General features: G+C 60.4%; 16 protein-coding genes. 12 read left to right on the forward strand and 4 right to left on the reverse strand.

Annotated features, from left to right (window positions below; translation table 11 throughout):
* Nucleotides 1–216: 216 nt before the first annotated feature.
* The 6 genes from ABEA08_RS18020 to ABEA08_RS18045 all read left to right on the forward strand — a co-directional run bounded on the left by ABEA08_RS18020 (nucleotide 217) and on the right by ABEA08_RS18045 (nucleotide 9,957).
* Entirely contained in the window at nucleotides 217–2,094 is a 1,878-nt protein-coding gene (locus tag ABEA08_RS18020) for a DEAD/DEAH box helicase (RefSeq protein WP_345336778.1), read from the forward strand.
* 231 nt (nucleotides 2,095–2,325) lie between these two features.
* On the forward strand, nucleotides 2,326–2,832 hold the full coding sequence (locus ABEA08_RS18025) for a hypothetical protein (RefSeq protein ID WP_345336779.1): 507 nt from the start codon (nucleotides 2,326–2,328) through the stop codon (nucleotides 2,830–2,832).
* A gap of 99 nt (nucleotides 2,833–2,931) precedes the next feature.
* On the forward strand, nucleotides 2,932–3,459 hold the full coding sequence (locus ABEA08_RS18030) for a phosphatase PAP2 family protein (protein WP_345336780.1): 528 nt from the start codon (nucleotides 2,932–2,934) through the stop codon (nucleotides 3,457–3,459).
* 127 nt (nucleotides 3,460–3,586) lie between these two features.
* Nucleotides 3,587–8,440, forward strand: a complete 4,854-nt coding sequence (locus ABEA08_RS18035) for a PAS domain S-box protein (protein ID WP_345336781.1) — start codon at nucleotides 3,587–3,589, stop codon at nucleotides 8,438–8,440.
* Nucleotides 8,427–9,473, forward strand: coding sequence for an HD-GYP domain-containing protein (locus tag ABEA08_RS18040; RefSeq protein ID WP_425557384.1), 1,047 nt, complete (start codon nucleotides 8,427–8,429; stop codon nucleotides 9,471–9,473). The genes ABEA08_RS18035 and ABEA08_RS18040 overlap by 14 nt, the downstream gene beginning before the upstream one ends.
* Nucleotides 9,474–9,525: 52 nt before the next feature.
* Nucleotides 9,526–9,957, forward strand: a complete 432-nt coding sequence (locus tag ABEA08_RS18045; protein ID WP_345336782.1) for an HIT domain-containing protein — start codon at nucleotides 9,526–9,528, stop codon at nucleotides 9,955–9,957.
* A gap of 74 nt (nucleotides 9,958–10,031) precedes the next feature.
* Here ABEA08_RS18045 and ABEA08_RS18050 read toward each other — a convergent pair whose 3' ends face one another.
* A complete protein-coding gene (locus ABEA08_RS18050; protein ID WP_345336783.1) occupies nucleotides 10,032–10,577 on the reverse strand; it encodes a YaeQ family protein in 546 nt (181 codons plus the stop codon).
* Between the two features lie 233 nt (nucleotides 10,578–10,810).
* On the opposite strand from ABEA08_RS18050, the gene fkpA reads away from it, so the two are divergent.
* From fkpA to ABEA08_RS18070, 4 genes are all read left to right on the forward strand, one after another.
* Nucleotides 10,811–11,581 carry an FKBP-type peptidyl-prolyl cis-trans isomerase gene (gene fkpA / locus ABEA08_RS18055; protein WP_345336784.1) on the forward strand — a complete coding sequence of 257 codons (771 nt, stop codon included), beginning with the start codon at nucleotides 10,811–10,813 and terminating at the stop codon, nucleotides 11,579–11,581.
* 174 nt (nucleotides 11,582–11,755) lie between these two features.
* Nucleotides 11,756–12,337 (forward strand): LON peptidase substrate-binding domain-containing protein, encoded by a 582-nt coding sequence (locus tag ABEA08_RS18060; protein WP_345336785.1) that lies wholly within the window; start codon nucleotides 11,756–11,758, stop codon nucleotides 12,335–12,337.
* Nucleotides 12,338–12,431: 94 nt separating this feature from the next.
* Nucleotides 12,432–13,007 carry a sigma-70 family RNA polymerase sigma factor gene (locus tag ABEA08_RS18065; RefSeq protein ID WP_345336786.1) on the forward strand — a complete coding sequence of 192 codons (576 nt, stop codon included), beginning with the start codon at nucleotides 12,432–12,434 and terminating at the stop codon, nucleotides 13,005–13,007.
* Nucleotides 12,994–13,674: a ChrR family anti-sigma-E factor gene (locus tag ABEA08_RS18070; protein ID WP_345336787.1), complete on the forward strand. Its 681-nt coding sequence runs from the start codon at nucleotides 12,994–12,996 to the stop codon at nucleotides 13,672–13,674. Before ABEA08_RS18065 ends, ABEA08_RS18070 begins: the two co-directional genes overlap by 14 nt.
* A gap of 52 nt (nucleotides 13,675–13,726) precedes the next feature.
* Here the strand turns inward: ABEA08_RS18070 and ABEA08_RS18075 are convergent, their stop codons facing one another.
* Nucleotides 13,727–14,461, reverse strand: coding sequence for a thiol:disulfide interchange protein DsbA/DsbL (locus ABEA08_RS18075; protein WP_345336788.1), 735 nt, complete (start codon nucleotides 14,459–14,461; stop codon nucleotides 13,727–13,729).
* A gap of 226 nt (nucleotides 14,462–14,687) precedes the next feature.
* On the opposite strand from ABEA08_RS18075, the gene ABEA08_RS18080 reads away from it, so the two are divergent.
* Complete coding sequence (locus ABEA08_RS18080; protein ID WP_345336789.1) at nucleotides 14,688–15,086, forward strand: hypothetical protein; 399 nt, start codon at nucleotides 14,688–14,690, stop codon at nucleotides 15,084–15,086.
* On the opposite strand, the gene ABEA08_RS18085 is transcribed toward ABEA08_RS18080, so the two are convergent.
* Nucleotides 15,087–16,274, reverse strand: coding sequence for a multidrug effflux MFS transporter (locus tag ABEA08_RS18085; protein WP_345336790.1), 1,188 nt, complete (start codon nucleotides 16,272–16,274; stop codon nucleotides 15,087–15,089).
* Nucleotides 16,275–16,387: 113 nt separating this feature from the next.
* Between ABEA08_RS18085 and ABEA08_RS18090 the strand changes: the two genes are divergently transcribed.
* Complete coding sequence (locus tag ABEA08_RS18090) at nucleotides 16,388–17,362, forward strand: LysR family transcriptional regulator (protein WP_345336791.1); 975 nt, start codon at nucleotides 16,388–16,390, stop codon at nucleotides 17,360–17,362.
* A gap of 155 nt (nucleotides 17,363–17,517) precedes the next feature.
* On the opposite strand, the gene ABEA08_RS18095 is transcribed toward ABEA08_RS18090, so the two are convergent.
* The gene (locus tag ABEA08_RS18095; RefSeq protein WP_345336792.1) at nucleotides 17,518–18,693 is read right to left on the reverse strand and encodes a BamA/TamA family outer membrane protein; all 1,176 of its coding nucleotides are present in this window, start codon (nucleotides 18,691–18,693) and stop codon (nucleotides 17,518–17,520) included.
* Nucleotides 18,694–18,701 lie beyond the last annotated feature (8 nt).

Genomic DNA, 18,701 nt, shown 5'->3' on the forward strand with positions numbered 1-18,701 from the left:
AGCCGACAGAACCGGTCAGATTTCCGACAGAATGCTTGCATTTATGTTTGAGTCCGGTATGATTCGCGGCCTCAAACATTGCTACCTCTTTTCAGTGTTTGAATTCCGGGGCGAGAAGCGCCATGCGACCGCGTGTTTTTATGGGACCGTCGCTGGGCTATCGCCTCCTCAAATTTTTAGCAGGGCCCTCCTCCTGCCTTTATACAGAGCATCTTAATGTCTAATAGCTGTGATTTTTCCAGCCTCGGTTTGCCCGAAGCGCTGCTGAACGCCATTTCTGCCATGGGTTTTACTTCCCCGACCCCAATCCAGGCTCAGTCCATCCCGTATATGCTGGATGGCAACGATATCCTGGGTGAAGCCCAGACCGGTACCGGTAAAACCGCTGCCTTTGGTCTGCCGGCTCTGGCAGGCATTGATCCGCGTCAGCGTGCTTCTCAAATGCTGGTTCTGGCTCCGACCCGTGAACTGGCGATCCAAGTGGCAACCGCCCTGGAAGAGTTTGCTGTAAACATGAAAGGCCTGCGCGTAGCGACTATCTACGGCGGACAGCCTTACGGCCCACAGATCCGCGAGATCGAGCGTGGCGCCCAAGTGATCGTTGCGACCCCGGGTCGTCTGATGGATCACATCCGCAAAGGTACCCTGGTTCTGGACAGCATTCAGTGCTGTGTACTGGATGAAGCCGATGAGATGCTCAACATGGGCTTCCTCGAAGACATCGAGTGGATCCTGGAGCACCTGCCAGAGCAAGCCCAAATGGCGCTGTTCTCGGCCACCATGCCAAACCAGATCCGCCGCATTGCTGAGCGTTTCCTGAAGGATCCTAAGCACGTTAAGATCGCCGCGGATAAAGCCCAGAAAGCCAACATCGTCCAGAAAGCTTGGAAGGTGTCCGGTCTGAACAAGATGACCGCTCTGGAGCGTCTGGCTGAGACCCTGGAATACGATGCCATGATCGTGTTCGTACGTACCCGTAACGACACCATGGAACTGGCCAACCACCTGACCAACCTGGGCTTCAAAGCCTCAGCGTTGAACGGTGACATGAGCCAGCAGCAGCGTGAGCACACCGTTGCCCAACTGCACAAAGGTAAGATCGACATCCTGATCGCCACCGACGTCGTTGCCCGTGGTCTGGACGTACCGCGTATCACTCACGTACTGAACTACGATCTGCCAATGGACTCCGAGTCCTACGTACACCGTATCGGTCGTACCGGCCGTGCTGGCCGCAGTGGTACTGCGATCCTGTTCGCCCGTCCACGTGAACTGCGTCAGCTGCGCTTCTACGAGCGTCAGACTGCCGGCACCATCGAAATGATGGAACTGCCAACCGCAGATGAACTGGGCAAGCACCGTATTGCCAAGCTGAGCGTTGAGCTGGCTGAATGTGTTTCCGGTACTGAACTGACCGAAATGCAAGAGCTGATCAGCAAAATGGCTGAAGAGAACGAGCTGAGCGTTGAGCAACTGGCCGCAGCCCTGCTGTTCCAGCGTCAGCGCACCAAGCCGCTGAAGCCAAACCCAGATCCAAAGCCACGCTTCGATCGCGAAGACCGTCGTGAGCGCGGTGATCGTGGTGACCGTCCTGAGCGCGGTGCCCGTCGTGAGCGTCGCCCTGCGACTGACTTCGAGACCTACCGTCTGGAAGTGGGCCGTGAGCACGGCACCCAGGTGAAAGACATCGTCGGCGCCATCGCCAACGAGCTGCAACTGGATTCCGGCAACATCGGTCAGATCCGTCTGCACGACGCCCACTCTCTGGTGCAACTGCCAAAAGCCATGCCAGGTGAAACCCTGTCTAAGCTGAAGGCCATCCACGTACGTAACCGTGCGCTGGCAGCAGAGAAGACCAACGAAGTGATCGAACCACGCGGTGATCGTCCACCACGTCGTGACGGCGGTTTCCGTGGTCGTGACGGTGGCAACCGTGATGGCGGTCGTCGTGAAGGCGGCTACCGTGGTAACCGTGACGGCGCCCCACGTGGCGACCGTAACGAGCGCAGTGGCCACCGTGGTAGCCGTGACAGCGCCCCACGCGGTGAGCGTACCGAGCGTCGCCCACGTCGTGAGAACTTCGGCAACCAGTAAGCCTTAGCGCTTGTTGAGTCGATAGAGAACGCCGCATCCGCCAGGATGCGGCGTTTTTATTGCCACCAAGGCCCGCAGCGCGTCCCTCCCCACCACCGGCTTCCTCTCCCCGCTTGAACCCTAATCACCGACGAATACACTTTGATACGTCTTGCCGACAGCGCGGCGACAACTCTGTGCTCCTGCTACTTTAGAATGGTTGCCTGTTCCCACTGCCCCTTTGGAGGCTCCATGCAACGTCTAACCAAACCGACCATTGCCATCCTGACCCTGCTGGCCATTGCGCTGCCCGCACAGGCGGCGGCCCAATCAGGTCCAAAGGGCCAGAAGCACAAGAAAAGCGTTATCGTGATCAAGCCGCAACATAAGCCGGTCTATAAAGCCCCCAAGGTGCGCCGCTATCGCCACAGCGCCCTGCCCCGCGCCGCCAGCTTCGCGGTGATCGCCGGGATCAGCTATGCCGTGATCGACAACGCCTACTACCGACGCAGCGGTGACACCTATGTCTACGTCGAACAACCGCCGGTCGCCACCGTCACGGCCGTGACCAGCCCATCGCCGACAACCGTAGCGCCGGTTGCTGCCTCAGGCCCAGCAGCCGGCACCGTCGTTGACGGCTTACCGGTAGAAACCACCGCGGTGACCGTCAATGGCGCCAGCTACTACGTCGATGGCAGCGTCTGGTACGCCCCAATCGCCGGCACTCACCAGTTTGTGGTGGTCGCGCCTCAGCTCTGACACGCACCATGTCCAGCGGATCGCTCGTTCAACCAGAGCTTGGACAGCCTCTTCAGGGTTGCTATGCTGGCGCTCCCTTTGGAGTAAAAGCGCTAGCAAATGAAACCTTTAGCCTTAATTACCAGCTGCGTGATCGGCACTCTGAGCCTCTCCGCTCATGCGTCCACCAGCGAAGATCTGGCGCAGATCTTACGATTTGGTCTGCCGGCCGCTGCAGCCGCCACCAGCTGGGCCAAGGACGATAGCGAGGGCCTGTGGCAATTCGGCATAAGCTTTGCCGCCAGCTCCGCTACGGCATTGGCGCTCAAGTCGAGCGTCGATGCCGAGCGGCCCGATGGCAGTAGCAACGACAGCTTTCCCAGCGGCCACGCCACCAATACCTTTGCCGCCGCCAGCTACCTGCAGCAGCGCTATGGCTGGGAGTACGGCGTGCCCGCCTATGCATTGGCGTCTTGGACCGCGGTGAGCCGGGTCAACACCGATCACCATCGCTGGGGCGATGTGCTGGCGGGCGCCGCGCTGGGCATGGCCTTCAGCTATTGGCTGGTGGATCCCTATAGCCCGGTTCAACTGACCCCGCTGATCGGCAAAGACAGCGTGATGCTGACCGGATCGATCCGCTTCTGATCCGGCCCCATGGCCGCGCGCGGCAGCCCGGCGACGCCCGCCACATCCAGGTCATTTCGCGCCCTCAGCCCAGATAAAGAATGCCTACTACACTGAAACCTTCATGGTTTTGGTGGAAGGGTAGATCTTGGATCGCAAGCGCAAGCCGCCCCCGCTTCGGCGTCAGGTACTTTGGCAACTGCTGTTGCCCATGCTCCTGCTGCTGGCGCTGGGACAGGCCCTCAACCTCTATGTCGAGCAAACCCGCTGGCGCAATGAGGTGCACCAGCATATGGAAGATGAGCTGGCCCTGCTGGCCGAGCGGCTCGAAGGTCTGCTCGCGCGCGTCAGCCAGACCGTCAATGGCTCGGTGTCTCACCTCGAGCACGGCCCCCTGCCGCCCGATCCCCGTTTATACCAACTCACCCAACGCCACCTCAACGACAACCCCGCCCTCTACGGCAGCGCCATTGCACTCGATCCCGCCCTCTATCAACGCCGCTTTGCCCCCTACAGCTGGCGCGACCGTACCGGTCTTCACAGCATCGACATCGCCGCCAATGCCTACGACTACAGCGATGGGAACTGGGATTGGTGGAGTCGACCGAAAAGCAGCAACAGCGCGATCTGGACCCCTGCCTACTTCGATGAGTCGGCGGGCAACATCCTGATGACCAGCTACAGCGCCCCGCTGTTTATCGACGGTCAATTCCATGGGGTGATCACCGCCGATCTGGCGTTGCAGGATCTGGCTCGACGACTGGATCTCAGCAATGAGGAGCTGCTGTTGGCCGACGCCGACGGCCGTCTGCTGGCGCACCCGAACCCAGCGTTGATCCTCAATACCCAACTGTCCGATCTGCTCGCCGATACCGAATCGAATCGCCAACTGCAAGCCGACGCGCGCCAGCTGGGCCACGGCGTGCGGCGGCTGCAGACAGCCGACGGCACCGCCAGTGTGGTCGCCTTTCGCCGCCTGCCGCAAAACGATTGGCTGATGATCCTGCACCGCCCGGCCGAGCAGGTCGACGCCCCGATCCGAGAGAAGTACCGTCGTAACCTGTTGCAGCTGCTGATCTACGGCCTGCTGTTTGGCCTGATCAGCTGGCTGCTCAGCCGTCGCCTGCTGCAACCGCTGGAGCAGCTTCGCAGCCGAGTGATCGCCCTGCAGCACGGCAGCCGCACACTGGCGCCGCTCAGCCACCCGGGCACCGAGGAGATCCAGGCGCTGGATCAGGGCCTACTGTCCATGGCCGCCAGCCTGCAAGAGCGGGAGAAACGGCTGCGCGACGCCCACGGCAATCGCCTCGCCGGACTGCTGGAGGGCATGGGCGATCAGGCCTTCTACCTGTCGATGGACCAAGGCGGCCGAATACTGCAGGTGAGTGACAGCGTCTCGGCCGTGCTGGGCTACGACGCGGCCCAGCTGCGGGATAAGTTTCCGCGCCTGCTGACCGACAACCCGGCCAATGAGGCCAACTGGCGCTACCAGCAACAAGCGCTGCAGGGCGAGGCGGTCCCGCCCCACCCGCTGGAGCTGCGCCATCGGGACGGACGAGCCCGTCAGTTCAATGTCTACCTGCAGCCGATCCGCGATGAACAGGATCAGGTGCTGGGCGCCGAAGCGCTGCTGACCGATATCAGCGACGAGGTGGAGGCGGGCCGCTGGTATCAATCCATTATCGAAGCCGCGCCGGACGCCATCTTGCTGGTCGAGCCCGATGGCCGCATCGTCTACCTCAATCAACAGGTCGAGCAACTGACCGGCTATCGCAGCAATGAGCTGATCAACCAGCCGGTGGAAGTCCTGCTGCCGCAATCGATGCGCGCCCGTCACCCACAGCTGCGGGAGAGGTTCATCCGCGATCCCCGTCCACGGCCGATGGGGCGGGATCAGGATCTGACCCTGCGGCGCAAGAATGGCTCCGAGCTGGGGGTTGAGATCAGCCTCAGTCAGCTGCCCGACAGCTCGGGCCAAGGCGTCAAGATCGCCGCCATCATCCGAGATATCACCGAGCGACAACAAGATCAGCAGGCACTGCAGCAAGCCAAACAACAGCTGGAGACCATCACCGAATCGGTGCCGGGCGTGGTGTTTCAGCTGGTGGCCGAGGATGAACCACATAAGGTCCGCTTTACCTTTATCAGTGGTGGGATCACCACCGCATTCGGGCTGACTCCCCAACAGGTCTTGGCCGATCCCACCACCGTTCTGAACTGCGTGGTCGATGCCGATCGGCGCAGCTTGGAGCACGCCATGCGCCGCTCCCTTCGGCGCCAGGAAGACTGGCATATGGAGTTGCGCATGACCCCCCACGGCGGCGAGCCACGCTGGTTCAGTATCGGCGCCAGACTGGATCACGATCCCGCGGGTCTGCCACGCTGGAACGGCTTTTTGCTCGACATCGCCGAGCGGCGGGAGATGGCGCAGCAATTGGCCGACTCCGAATCCCACTTCCGTGCCCTGTTCGATAACGCCGGGATCGCCATCGCCACGCTCACGCCAAACGGAGTGATCAAGGAGATCAACGAGCGCTTTCTCCAGTTCGCCGAGCTGCCCACCGAGCAGCTGCTCGGTCAGCACATCAGCCAACTGCTGCCCGCCGCCGATCGCGATCCCTTCAATGCCCGCTTAGCCCCACTGCAAGAGGGCACGAGCGCCCACCTAGCCTGTGAACTGCGCTATCGCAAGCCCGGCGGTGAACTGCGCTGGGCCGATCTGCGCGCAGTGCGGCTCGATCAAGATCGACGACCGGACAGCGCGCTGGTGCTGACCATGTCCGACATCACCGAGCGACGCCAGATCAACGACGCCCTGACCCAAGCCAAGAACGCCGCCGACGCCGCCAACCGCGCCAAAAGCGATTTTCTGGCCAATATGAGCCATGAGATCCGCACGCCGATGAACGCCATCATCGGCATGACCCAGTTGTGCCTACAAACCGAGCTGGCGCCGCGTCAGGCCGACTACCTGCACAAGATCGACTCCGCCAGCCAGTCGCTGCTTGGGCTGATCAATGACGTGCTGGATTACTCCAAGATAGAAGCGGGCAAGCTGGAGCTGGAGCAGACCGAATTCAGCTTGGAGCAGCTGCTCGAGCGGCTGTCGGATCTGTTTGCGGTCAAGGCCAGCGACAAGGGGATCGAGCTGCTGTTTGCCATCGCAGCGGACGTACCCAAACGGCTGATCGGCGATCCGCTCCGGCTCGGCCAGGTGCTGACCAACCTGATCAGCAACGCGCTTAAGTTTACCGAGCAGGGCGAGGTGGTGCTGTCCATCAGCAGCTCAGGGACCGATAGCGAGCCTCCGCCGCTGCGCTTTGCGGTGCAAGACTCCGGGATCGGCATGAGCGAGTCCCAGCAGCAACGACTGTTTCAGTCGTTCAGCCAGGCCGACAGCTCCACCACCCGCAAATACGGCGGTACCGGACTCGGGCTGGCGATCAGTCAGCATCTGATCAGCCTGATGGACGGCGAGATCCGGGTCGATTCCGCGCCCGGTGCCGGCAGCACCTTCCACTTCACCATCCCACTCGCCCCCGCGCCCAATGACAGCCCGCCTCCCCTGCTGGAGCTGGAAAACACGCCCCTGCTGTTGGTCGACGACAACGACACCGCGCTGGAGGTGCTCGAGCGCACCCTGGCCGGTTTTGGCTTCGCGGTGCAACGGGCTCGCAGTGGCGCGCAGGCACTGGAGCAGCTCCCTCAACGCGCGCAACCCGAGCTGGTGCTGTGTGATTACCGCATGCCCCAGATGGACGGCCTGGCGCTGGCCGGCAAGCTGATCGAGCGGGGGATCCCGGCCGCTCGGATCCTGATCCTCACCGCCTTCAGCGACGACGCCCTGCAGCAGGGCAGCGACCGGCTCGGCCTGGCGGGCACCCTGACCAAACCCATCAACCCCAGTCGCCTGCTCGACGCGCTGTTGGGCCTGCTTGGCCAACAGGGTCGCGCCCGCCCCGTGCGCAAGCGCAGCGACCAAACCCTCAACGCCGACCAACTGGCGATCCTCCGTGGCAAAACCGTGCTGCTGGTCGAGGACAATCCGATCAACCAAGAGGTGGCCTGTGAATTCCTCGAACAGCTCGGCCTGACCGTGCACGTCGCCGAGCACGGCAAACGGGCACTGCATAAGTTAGAGCAGAGCCCGTACGATCTGGTGCTGATGGATTGTCAAATGCCAGTGATGGATGGCTTTGAAGCGACCGCGGCGATCCGCCAGCAGCTCAACCTCAGCCAACTGCCCATCGTCGCCATGACCGCCAACGCCATGCAGGGGGATCGCGAGAAATGTCTGGCGGCCGGCATGGATGACCATATCGCCAAACCGATCGATCTGACCCAACTGCATCGCGTGCTGTGGCACTACTTGGGGGACGACACGCCGCTCAGCGCCAGCGAGCCGGTGGCCGAGCCTCACGCCGATCACTGGCCCCACCATCCCTTGCTGGATGTCGATCGCGGCCTGCAACTGGTGCAGGGCAGCAGCAAGCTCTATCGCCGGCTACTGCAACGCTTCTATGAAACCCAACAAGACAGCATGACCCAATTGCAGCGGCATCTGCGCCGGCAGCAATGGCCGCAGGCAGAGCGGATCGCCCATACCCTTAAGGGGCTGAGCGGCAGCTTGGCGAGCCCGTCGCTGGTAGAGGGCTTCGCCGCGCTGGAGAGCCAAAGTCGCGTACAGCACTATGACAAAGACCGATTCAGCCAGCTGGATTCCCAGATGCGGTCACTGCTCGATGCCCTGGGGCAGTGGCAGCCCGCCCCGCCCAAGCAAGTCAGGACCGAGTCGCAACTTCAGCAAGCACTACAGCAACTCAAACCCCTGCTGGCGCAGTACGATCCCAAAGCCGCCGAGCTGGCCGAGCAGCTCGCGCAACAGCAGCACCCGCAAGCCGGCGAGCTGCAGACACTGGCTACACTGATAAAAGGCTATCAATTTGACCGCGCCCAGGCGTGGCTGGATAAGCAACTGAAGGGCAACGATGAGCATGACTGATCGCCAAGCACAGCCACAGGCCACCCTGTTGCTGGTCGACGACACCGCGGCCAACATCGATGTCCTGGTGGGGATCCTACGTCAGGATTACCAACTGCAGGTCGCCTTGGATGGCGCCACCGCACTGAAGATCGTGCAAAAGAACCCGCCGGATCTGATCCTGCTCGACATCATGATGCCGGACATCGATGGCCTGGAAGTGTGCCGACGACTCAAAGCCGATCCCGCCAGCAAGGCCATCCCGGTTATCTTTGTCACCGCCTTAGGCGAAGTCGAGGATGAAGCGACGGGACTGGCCCTCGGCGCAGTGGATTACATCAGCAAACCGGTCAATGCCGCCGTGGTCAAAGCCCGAGTGGCCACCCAGCTGGCACTGTACAACCAGGCGCGCCATCTCGAGTCGCTGGTGCAGCAGCGCACCGCCGAGCTGGAGCAAACCCGGCTGCATATCATTCAGTGTCTGGGCCGCGCCGCCGAGTACAAGGACAATGAAACCGGCCTTCACGTGATCCGCATGAGCCACTTTGCCCACCGCCTGGCCCAAGCTGCTGGCTTGAGCGAGCCCCACTGCAGTTTGATCCTCAACGCCGCTCCGATGCACGATATCGGCAAGATCGGGATCCCCGATCACATCTTAAAGAAGCGCGCCCGGCTGGATGAAGAGGAGTGGCTGGTGATGCGTCAGCACCCGCAACTGGGGGCCGAGATCCTCGGCCAACTCGGCTCCGATCTGATGCAGATGGCGTCCCGCATCGCATTAACCCACCACGAACGCTGGGACGGCACGGGTTACCCGGTGGGCCTTAAGGGCGACGCTATCCCGATCGAAGGTCGGATCGTCGCCATCGCCGATGTCTTCGATGCCCTCACGTCGGTGCGCCCCTACAAACCCGCCTGGACCATTGCCGACACCCTAGAGCAGATCCGCGCGGAGCGAGGGCGTCAGTTCGATCCCAGCTTGGTGGATCACTTTCTTACGCTGGAGCCCGAGTTGGTGGCCATACGCCAGCAGTACCTCGACGGCGTTGCCTGAATCGGCCCGTTCCGGTAGCGTAACGCCACTGAGCCCAAAACCAAGTATCCCCATGTTTGAACTTCATCCCCAACTGCAAGCTGACTCCAGCCTGATCGGCCGCCTCAACGGCTGTCAGATCCGCCTCAGCCACGACAGCCGCTATCCTTGGCTGATCCTGATCCCCGAATACGCCAACATCCGTGAGCTCCACTCGCTGCCAACGGCCCCGCGCCAAGCCGCATTTGAGGCCTCTTGCCAGCTCGCGGAACTGATGCAACGCAGCCTGCACGCCGACAAGATGAATGTCGCGGCACTGGGCAACATGGTGCCCCAGCTGCATATCCATCATGTCGCTCGCTTTAAACACGACGACGCCTGGCCTGCGCCCATCTGGGGCGCCCACCCCGCCAAGCTCTACGAGCCGGCCCAACTGGCGGCTGCCCGGATCAGCTGGCAGCAGCGTCTCAACGCCCTGCCAGAGTTTGAGGCGGCCGACGCCTAGCGCCACGCTGCGACATCGCCGCAAACAAGAAGGGGAGCCGATCGGCTCCCCTTGTTAGATCTGATGCACGGCCATCACTGGGCGCGACGTAAGTATTCCGGCTCCAGCTGCACATAACCTTCATTGCTGCTGATCGCCACTTCGCCGTCGCTGATGTTGATGGACAAGTCCATGGTGCGAGCAGCCATCGCCGCCAGCGCCTCCGCGCCCTCCTCGCCGACAAACACCACGCTAAGGTTATCGAAGCGGCTGAATTTGCCCTGATTCTTCTCCCACCAGATCGGCACGGAACGATCGCCATAGGCCAGCACCACCACTTGCTTAGCGCGACCACAGGCTTTCTTCAGTCGGGTTTCATCCGGCATGCCCAGATCGATCCACAGCTCGATCTCGTCACTGAAGCTCTTCTGCCACAGCTCCGGCTCATCGTCTTCACACAAGCCACGGGTAAATTCCAGCCGGTCATCGGCGTACAACCCCCAAGCCAGCACCCGCAACATCATGCGCATATCGGTCTCCGACGGGTGACGCGCGATGGTCATGTTTTTTTCAGTGTAAACATGACGATCCATGTCGGACAGCTGGATACGAGCTTTAAATACGGTGGCTTTCAGCGCCATGAAACTCTCTCTTGATCAGATACGGTGGCAACAATTGGCTGGCAGGGTAATCGCAGACCGGCCAGCGGACAAGCGATAATGCATATTTTACCGTCGCCTACGCCTCAAACTCTGCGATCCGGTCGGAACCTTTGCCTTGTGCTTCGGTCATATAGTGCAATCTGCACAACTAGGGGTTGCACTTTCGCATGCGAGCCCCAATAGTAATCGGACATTAATTAGGGAGATACTCAATGAAAACCTTGTTTAAAGTCGGCTTGGTCGGCGCAGCAATTGCACTGGCAGGTTGTCAAGACGACGCTGGCAAAACCGAGCAAGTAACCGCAGCCCAGGTTCAGCTGGACAACGAAGATCAAAAAGCTGCGTACGCTATCGGTGTTTCTATGGCCCAGTACATCAGTGGTAGCCTTGAGCAACAAGCCACCATCGGCGTGGAGCTGGACAAGTCTGTGATCCTGGCAGGCCTGACCGACGGCATCAACGAAACCGCACAACTGAACGATGAGCAGCTGCAGGAAACTCTGATGGCGTTCGACCAGCGCGTAAACGAGTTGGCCCAAGAGAAGCATGATGCTGAAATGGCCGAAGCCCAAGCCGCTTCCGCCGGCTGGCTGAGCGAAATGGCGGCACAGGAAGGGGTGATCACCACCGACTCCGGCCTGATGTACAAAGCCATCACCGAAGGTGACGGCGCCAAGCCATCAGCAGAAGACACCGTGACCGTTCACTACCGCGGCACCCTGCCAACCGGTGAAGAGTTTGACTCCTCATACTCTCGCAACGAAACCATCAGCTTCCCACTGAACGGCGTGATCGCCGGCTGGACCGAAGGTCTGCAGCTGATGACCGTTGGCTCTAAGTACGAGCTGTACATCCCATCTGAGCTGGCCTACGGCGAGCGCGGTGCCGGTCAGATGATCGCGCCAAACACCCCTCTGAAGTTCGAAGTTGAACTGTTCGCCATCAACGGCGAGCCAGCATTGGAAGAAGCGTCCGATCAGTAACCACTGATCGCACCTCCTATCCTCGTAACGGGCGCCTTCGGGCGCCCGTTTTGTTTTGCCTCCCCCAGCAACCGGCGCTTGCGCCCGGCCCCATCGCCGCCATTGCGCCAACCGACTGAACCGTTTGCACTCATCGTCCGTACCAAGAACACGTCGAAAAACAGAGCACTGACCATGGCAGACTATCCCAACATTCCACTGTTCCCCCTCCCCAGCCTGGTGCTCCCGGGCGGCAAGCTCCGCTTACGGATCTTCGAAGCCCGCTACCTCCGCATGGTGCGCGAAAGCTTCAACGCGGACACCGGCTTCGCCATCTGCCTGCTCGATGACGCAGTCACAGCGCGCCAGCCAGCGGCCATCTATCCCCTGGCGACCCGGGTGCGGATCGTGGACTTTACTGCACTGGAGGATGGCTTGCTGGGGATCACCGTCGAAGGCCTTGAGCGGCTCGAAGTGCACCAAACAGCGACCGAGTCCGATGGCTTACGGCTCGGCACGGCACGCGCATTGACCCACTGGCCGCCCCAGCCCTTAGACGAGCAGCAGCAACGGGTGGCGCAGCAACTTAGCGCCGCGTTCGACGACTACCCAGAACTCGCAACGCTCTATCCATCCCCCCAATGGGCCGACGCCAGTTGGGTCGCACAGCGCTGGCTAGAGCTGCTGCCGTTGACCAATGAGGAAAAACAACGTTTGACCCAAAAGTCCGGCCCCAACCCGACACTGACACGCATAGCGGCAATGATGGCGCAATGATCCGTACGCTGTCCTCTTGCGTACCCTAGTAATATTGCGCAGCACACAGGATACTGGCCATATGACGATCGCGACCCAAGTGATGGATCACACAATGGCAAAACCGGTTCCGCTCGATCCGCAGCAGCAGTGGCTTGTTCAGATCGCTCAGCACCGCGACAAGCTGGCGTTTGCTGAGCTGTTTCGCCACTACGCCCCGCGTCTGCTCAACCATGCCCGCCAGCACTTCAGTAGCGATGCCTTAGCCGAAGAGATGGTGCAGGAGACCCTGACCAAGGTGTGGCTTAAAGCCCACCTGTATCATCGCGACAAAGGTCAGGTTTCAACTTGGCTGTTCACCATTGCCCGCAACGTCCGTTTCGATATGCTCAGGCGCCAGCGCGCCCGACCGGAGCAGCTGTGCGCCGACGAGATCTACCTCGACTTAGAAAGCGAGGCCGACGCACACAGCGACAACGAGCGGCTCGATCGACCCATTATCGAGCAACAGCTCAAACACTACTGCGCCCAACTGCCGCCCGGTCAGCGTCAGGTGGTGCAACTTATCTATTTCGACGACCGCTCACAGCAAGAGGTGGCGGATGCCTTGGGGATCCCCCTCGGTACGGTCAAGTCACGGCTCCGCCTTGCGCTGGCCAAGATCAGGGAGCTCATCGATGACACACATTAATCACCATCCCGCTCCGGATCTGCTGCGTGACTTTGCGGCCGGGACCCTCGCGCCCAGCACGGCACTGCTGATCGCGGCGCACCGGGAGTACTGCAGCCACTGCCAGCAGCAGATCGCCAACCACGAGGCGCTCCTGGCGCAAACCGCACTGGAGGCTGACGGCGGAGACGATCAGCCGGCACTCGATGGCATGCTTGAGACCCTGTTGGCCCATTTACCGGAGCACACCGTCCGTGAGCCCGAGGCCCTGCCGACGGCGATCCAGCCATTGACCCTCCATCATCGCACCTTCGAACTGCCTCAGGTGTTGGCACGCCAGCTGCATCAACCCACACGTTGGTCCGCATTGCCCGGACGGCTGCATCAGGCTCGCCTGGCAGTCGAAAACAGCCATCTGAACTTTATCCATATGGACAAGAACAGCGGTGTGCCCACACACACCCACAAGGGCCGCGAATACACCCTGGTACTGCACGGTGGCTTTAGCGATGCCAATGGCGACTATCGACTCGGTGATTTTGTCTGTCTCGATCAGCGTCACCAGCATCAACCACAAACCGACAGCCACGAGGACTGTTTGGTGATCAGCGCACTGGAAGGCCCGCTGCACTTCACCTCCGGCTTGGCACGGCTGTTCAACCCGCTGTCTCAACTGTTCTTTCGCTAAAAACAAAAACGCCGTGGCACATGGCCACGGCGCTTTTCTTTCCGGCAAGCGATCACTTGCTGGACAAGTAGCTCATCAGATCCGTCAGTTCTTCCAAGGTCGCAATCTCTCGCATATTGATCTGATAGCGATTGTTCACGATGAAAGACGGGACGCTCGCAACCTGATACATCTGCTGCTCTTCAGCCCACGCCGACACGTCCGCATTGACCGCATTGCTTTGTGCAGCGGCGTCAAATGCCGCACCGTCGATCCCGGCAGCCACAAAGAATGGACGCAGATCGGCCAAGGATTGAATGCCTTCCTCATGATCATGGCCATGAGCGCTATGATCGTGATCTTTACCGCCCAGCTCTTCGAACAGGGTCTCTTTCAGCGCTTTTTGCTGAGCTTCATCGCCAATGTTTTGCAAGATAGCGAAACCGCGCACCACATCTTCACCGGTCTGATCGCCAGCAAAGTTCACATGCTTCTGTTCAAACTGAATACCTTGGCTGTCCAGCACTGGCACGATCATCGGCAGGAAGCGGGCCTCCATGTTGTAGCAACCACCACAATACAAAGAGAAAAACTCGGTTACGACAGGACCGTCACTGGTCCCCTGCGGGTTCACCAAGAAGTAGTGATGACCCTCTACGAATAAGCCATCACTGATTTCGGTCGGGTTAGTCTGCTCAACAACAGTCGCTGCCGCAGGAGCTGGCGCAACCACCTCTTCAGGCTTATCGGAACAACCGCCCAACAATGCGGCGACCAGTACGGAACACAAAGCAATCGTTTTTTTCACTTTAACCTCAAATATCAATAATAAAGCAGGGCTCAACCTAACCCATTGAAGGGTAAACCTTGGCACTGCACCAAGGTCAATCGATCCCGCGATCCTACACCGTAAACTGGGGTCATACCCACAAAGGCGAAAAACACGGCAGTGGTCACGGAACTTTTCCGTTGCGGAAAACTAGACCGATTGAGATATAGTAGCAAGCCATTCAATGATGGAAGGATATTGCCTGATGCGAGGTGCACTTGCTGCGAGCCTGGTCATGATTGCGGGATGTGCTCAAACGGCGGATCCGATAACTGAGCAGGACTACGCATTTTCCGTACAACCCGATGAAACATCGTCCCATTTCCGCCTGACCTATTTCGGCCAGCCCGGGGGGGAGCCGAACCGCATGGCACCGAACGGGGCCATCCAGCCCGCGCGCGACGGCGACACCGTGCCGGGCCAGGGCGCCCTGATCAACGAGCATCAGCTGTTCTTATTGCTCGAACAGCAGCTGGATCAACGCCAGCTTTGTCTCCATGGCTACCGGATCACCCAGCGCCGCCCGACTCGGCGCGGTGTCACGCTGGAAGGGCACTGTCGTCCACCGCTCACCGCGCCATCAGAAGCGCCAGACGCCGGCTGATCACGACTCCATCGCCGCTTTGATCTGGCCATACTGCTGAGCGCGCAGGCGAGACAGCAGCCACCAGCTCAACGGCAACAGGGTCAAGACAGCCAGGCGCAGCGCCGCAGACAGCGGCACGAGGCTGATCAGCGCCAGCACCAAGGCGGCCCCGCTCATCTGAATGCACACCAGCAGTGCCGATGCCGTTCCGGCCCGCTCACCGAAGGGGATCAACGCCGCCCCGCCACTGATCGCCAGCAAGAAGCAAAAACCGATGCTAGCGACAAAGACCGGTGCCATGAAGGCCAGCGGATCGGCCCAGCCCTGCAATGCGATCAGCCCCAAGCAGGCCAATAGACATAAGCTGACACCGAGCACCAAGCCATTGCGCTTACCCACTCGAGCGATCACGCTCGGAGCCGCAAACGCCGCGGCAATATTGATGGCGGCGTTGACGCCGAACCAGGCGGCAAACGCCATGGGCGACAACGCCAGATCCACCATTAACACCGCCGGTGCAAACGACACATAAGCCAAGATCACCGCCATGCCCAGCATGTTCATCACACTGTAGAACTGAAACACCGGGTGGCCCAGCACTGGCGCGTAGCGCTCCCAGCTGATCAAAGCCCCGTCGGCCCGAGTGCCTTCCGGTCGGGTTTCCGGCAGCCCCCGCAGGATCAGCACACCGGCCAACAGACCATAGCCAGCCATAAAGACAAAGTTGGCACGCCAATCCCAGAACTCAGTGAGCACACCGCCCAGCAGAGGCGCCAACGCCGGAATGATGCAGATCACCCCATTGAGGTAGCTGTACAGTGCCGTCAAGCGCTCCTTAGGAAAGGTGTCTCGCACCCCGGAGAACGCCGCCACGACGATGGCACAGGTGCCTAGCCCCTGCAGCAGACGCGACAACCACAACAGCTCAATGCTGTTGGCGATCGCCCCTAAGGCGGCGGACAACACGTAGATCACCACCCCAGTGAGTGCGACCGGACGGCGACCATACCGGTCCGCCAATGGCCCGGCCAGCAACTGACCGGCCCCCAGGCTGAGGATGAAGATCCCCACCAGCGCCTGGATCGACGCCATCTCGGCATCGAATGCATCGGCCATCGCCGGGATCGCCGGCAGAAAGATATCAATGGCTAAGGGGCTGAAAACCACCATCAGCATAAACAGGTAAAACGGCGCCGAGCGGTTCATAGCGATCCTTGGTTGCAGAAAAAAACAGGCGCAATTGTAGTGACCGATGATTATGATTAAAAATGAAATAACAGAATCGACGACATTCCATTATGGAATAACTAGGAGGCAGGGTGGATCTGACCCGCATCGATCTCAACCTACTGCAACTGATGCTGATCTTGCTTGAGGAACGCAGTGTGACCGGGGCCGCCGCACGCTTGCATCTGAGCCAATCGGCAGTCAGCAAGCAATTGGGCAAACTGCGCCAACAGCTGGGCAAGGCATTGGACGACCCCCTGTTTGTACGCAATGCTCAGGGCCTAATGCCCACGCCAAAGGCCCAGGCGATGGAGGGCGATCTGCGCGCTTGGTTGCTGGCGGCCAGCCGCTTGCTGCAACCGCAGGGCTTTGATCCGCTTCGCGACCAACAAAGCTTCCGGGTGGCCTTGGCAGAAACCGCCTTCCACCCCATCGTCCCCCTGCTGCCCCCGCTGGCGCAACAGGCCCCCGGGCTGCACCTGAACATGGTGCCTCAGCCGGCCAACCAATTTGAGCAGCTCAAACACGGTCAGTTGGATCTGTTGATCCTACCGCGAGATACCGATCCCCGGGTGCACTACCCCTGGCACGTGGATCACCTGCCGTCAGAGTTATCCGGTCAAGAGCTGTATCGTTCGCGCCATAGCTGCCTATTGCGCCATGATCACCCCGCCTTACAACGCCCCTGGGATCTGGCAGCTATGCTGGCACTCAAACAGATCCATATCTGGGTCGAAGGCTCAGAGTTTTGGCTGATGGATCAAGTGCTGGCCACCATGGGCCATAAGCGCGATCCCGGCGCGCGGGTACCGGATTTTCACAGCGCCGCCGTCATGGCACGCCACTCCGACATGATGTTTGTCTGTGATGGCAACTTTGGTGCTCAATTGCAGACCCGCTTCCAGCTCGCCAGCCTGCCTTTGCCGTTTGAACTGGCGGCCATCAGCTACCGCATGCTGTGGCCCAAACTGCGCGATGCCGATCCCGCCCATCAATGGCTGCGCCAATTTCTCCTGCGCCAGTGCGAAGCCTTGCGCGATGAGCCGGGGGACAGTGGAAATCAATGAGAAGAGAGGAGCTGAAGAAAAGGGAGCTGCGCTTACTGAGCGCTAAGCGAGTACGAAGCGAGTACGAAGCGAGTGAGGGAAAAACGGGAAGCAAACCGGCAGCGTCAGCGCCGCTAAGACACTAGCGAGGGGCGCATCGGCCCCTCAAAGCGCCGCTAGAACACCTCATTGACGGCAAAGTAGAAGCCACTTTCACCATTGCCCCAAGCCATATCCAGCCGCAGGTTGACCCGCTGCTTCACCTCAAAGCGGTAGCCCAGCCCCACACTGTGCAGCCACTTATCGCTGCCCAGCTCCGACACCGACTCCGCCAGCGTGCCCGCTCCGAGCCAATACACCATGCCATGTCGGCGCGGCAGATCATGCCGATATTCCAGCTGAGCCAGGCCCATCTGCTTGTCTCGGTAACGGCCAGAGTTGTAACCCCGCAGGCGGGTTCCGCCGCCCAATTGCGCGAGCTGATCCCACGGCACCTCGCCATGGTTAAATTCGGCGGCAAACTGCCAGGCTAAGATCCCCGGGCCGACGCCCCAGTAATCGCTGTATTCCAGATTGTACTTCTCAAATACGCTATCACTGCCTAAGCCATCGCGATACAGCGCCAAATCGGCCTGCAACAATCGGCCCTCACGGGCATTGAGAATAAAATCACGGGAGTCGTGCATCAGGTGCAACGTCAGCGCCGCTGTGGTGCTGCTGTCAGGAAACTGGAGCGCTTGCTCGAACGGACGGGGGGCAAAGGGCTCAACCTTCCGTCCCTCATTCTGGCTGAAGTCAAATCCCAACCCAACAAAAGTTGCCGGCCAGATCTGGGTCAACAGCTGTGGTTTAAAACGGTAGCCACGGCGGTCAAAGTCGATCTTATTGGCCTTCACCCGGCCCGCGTCAAGCCCCACGCCATAAAACACCTCAGGCGCATCCACCACTTCGGCATTGATAAACAAGCGATAACGGTCTTGCTGGAAGAAGGTTTGACTGATGATCTCGGCGCCGAGCGCGCCATTCACCGAGGCAAAGCCGTTGACGGTAAACGAGGAGATCTGCGAGACAGTATCTTGTCGGTCCACCTGATACAGCCCCACCGCTGACACGCCTAGCCCTAACTCCATCTCCGGGGTATAAAACGGCCCCGGCAGGACACTCCAGTCCATGGTTTTATCGGGGTCAAAACCGCCGTCGGCGCCTAGGCTCTCCAGCAGATCATCCATTTTGGCCGATAGCCGTCCAAACATCCCCTGACCATCAACCTCCGCTGGCGGCGGGGGTTGCTGCGCAAGCACAACGGCGGGACACAGACTCAAGATCAGTGCCCACAATGCGGTTCGATCCAAGCAGCTCT

The sequence above is a fragment of the Ferrimonas pelagia genome (genome assembly GCF_039543565.1).
Lineage (GTDB): Bacteria > Pseudomonadota > Gammaproteobacteria > Enterobacterales > Shewanellaceae > Ferrimonas > Ferrimonas pelagia.

Excerpts from the sequence above, each read along its gene's own strand:
- ABEA08_RS18020 (WP_345336778.1), top strand. The coding sequence starts at position 217 with ATGTCTAATAGCTGTGATTTTTCCAGCCTCGGTTTGCCCGAAGCGCTG.
- ABEA08_RS18025 (WP_345336779.1), top strand. The coding sequence starts at position 2,326 with ATGCAACGTCTAACCAAACCGACCATTGCCATCCTGACCCTGCTGGCC.
- ABEA08_RS18030 (WP_345336780.1), top strand. The coding sequence starts at position 2,932 with ATGAAACCTTTAGCCTTAATTACCAGCTGCGTGATCGGCACTCTGAGC.
- ABEA08_RS18040 (WP_425557384.1), top strand. The coding sequence starts at position 8,427 with ATGAGCATGACTGATCGCCAAGCACAGCCACAGGCCACCCTGTTGCTG.
- ABEA08_RS18045 (WP_345336782.1), top strand. The coding sequence starts at position 9,526 with ATGTTTGAACTTCATCCCCAACTGCAAGCTGACTCCAGCCTGATCGGC.
- ABEA08_RS18050 (WP_345336783.1), bottom strand. The coding sequence starts at position 10,577 with ATGGCGCTGAAAGCCACCGTATTTAAAGCTCGTATCCAGCTGTCCGAC.
- fkpA (WP_345336784.1), top strand. The coding sequence starts at position 10,811 with ATGAAAACCTTGTTTAAAGTCGGCTTGGTCGGCGCAGCAATTGCACTG.
- ABEA08_RS18060 (WP_345336785.1), top strand. The coding sequence starts at position 11,756 with ATGGCAGACTATCCCAACATTCCACTGTTCCCCCTCCCCAGCCTGGTG.
- ABEA08_RS18065 (WP_345336786.1), top strand. The coding sequence starts at position 12,432 with ATGGCAAAACCGGTTCCGCTCGATCCGCAGCAGCAGTGGCTTGTTCAG.
- ABEA08_RS18070 (WP_345336787.1), top strand. The coding sequence starts at position 12,994 with ATGACACACATTAATCACCATCCCGCTCCGGATCTGCTGCGTGACTTT.
- ABEA08_RS18080 (WP_345336789.1), top strand. The coding sequence starts at position 14,688 with ATGCGAGGTGCACTTGCTGCGAGCCTGGTCATGATTGCGGGATGTGCT.
- ABEA08_RS18085 (WP_345336790.1), bottom strand. The coding sequence starts at position 16,274 with ATGAACCGCTCGGCGCCGTTTTACCTGTTTATGCTGATGGTGGTTTTC.